General features: G+C 41.9%; 1 protein-coding gene. It reads right to left on the bottom strand.

Annotation, left to right across the window (positions count from 1 at the left end):
* Nucleotides 1–1,616: non-ribosomal peptide synthetase (locus EV200_RS21650; protein ID WP_132536549.1), on the bottom strand; the 1,616-nt coding region annotated here is incomplete at both ends.

Below are 1,616 nucleotides of genomic sequence, written 5' to 3' on the forward strand. Positions count from 1 at the left end.
ATCTGGGGATGATGGTTTAAGACATATTCGATCTCCCCAAGCTCGATCCGGTAACCCCGGATCTTTACCTGGTCATCAATACGACCCAGGTATTCAATATTACCATCTTTCAGCCATCTTCCTATATCTCCTGTTTTATACATGCGCTGGTCTGCATGGAAAGGATCTGTCACGAATTTCTCTTTGGTCAACTCTTCTCGCTTCATGTAGCCACGTGACACCCCCACGCCAGAAACACAGATTTCTCCTGGTATACCTAATGGACAAAGCTGTTTATATGCATCTAGAATATAAATATTTGTATGTTGAATTGGCTTCCCCAATGGCACATTACTACTCACAGGAGTAGAGTACATAAAGTGGTGGGTAATATCATCGGAGGCTTCTGTAGGCCCATATGCATTGACTACCGGAATCTTCCCGTAATCCGGATGGCTGAACCATTGAGCTAACAAGACCTGACTAACTGTTTCTCCCGTAAGGAGTAAATAGCGTAGGTTTTTAAGTTTTGCAGCTATTTCTTCTTGTAACACTGCAACAAGATATGATGGTACCAATTCCAGGATGGTCACCTTATCAGCTTCTATCTGTTCTATCATAGCTGCTGGCTGGAGGATCAAATGATCTGGATATACAATTGTACAACCGCCACACAATAATGCACAGAACATCTGCCATACTGAAATATCAAAGGTATAAGATGCAGTGTAGGCTAGTCTTGTATAATTATCTATCTGCAATTCATTTATTTTTGCAAATAAGTGATTGAGCATACCCCTGTGTTCTACCAACACTCCCTTAGGTCTACCTGTTGACCCCGAAGTATAAATCACATAACACAAACCATGAGAAGAGATTATATTTTCTAGTGCAATAACTGGCTGATTAGTTAACTGCGTCTCTTCATCAAGAGAAATTACGGTTTGTTGAAGATCGGCTGGCAAATTTTGTTTGCAACGTTTACTAGTGACAATTATGCTTACTCCACTATCTTCCAGCAGATAGTCTATCCGTTCTACTGGATATCCCGGATCGATGGGAACATAAGCTCCTCCTGTTTTCCAAACACCAAGGATAGCGATGATCATCTCTAGTGAACGTTCTATGAACACTCCAACCAGCTTATCGGTACTGACGCCCTGACTATTCAGATAGTGGGCTAACTGATTTGCTCTCTCATTCAATTCTGTGTAAGTCAGTTTTTCTTTTTCAAACGATAAAGCTATTGCATCCGGAGTAAGTACTACCTGTGCTTCAAATAAATCAACGATTGTCTTATCCTTAGGATAAGTTCCACTAGTCGCATTGAACTCATTCAGCAGCTGATTCCGCTCTGCTCCACTCAGATACTCCAGATCACTCAAACGCATATCGGGAGCGGCCAGCACCGCTGAAACCAACGACTGAAAATGACCCAGCATCCGATCCATCGTAGCCCGCTCATATAAATCTGTATTGTATTCCAGCTGCAGATCCAATCCATCACCGCTTTCAATAAATCCAAACTGTAAATCAAACTTGCTACCGATGGAAGTAGCTCGCTGTTGATAAGAACGGACTTTTAAGACAGCAGGATCTTTATGAAGCGTATAGACATCCGTATTCTGCAATACCAT

Origin of the sequence: Pedobacter psychrotolerans, assembly GCF_004340665.1 — a bacterium.
GTDB classification, from domain to species: Bacteria; Bacteroidota; Bacteroidia; order Sphingobacteriales; family Sphingobacteriaceae; genus Pedobacter; species Pedobacter psychrotolerans.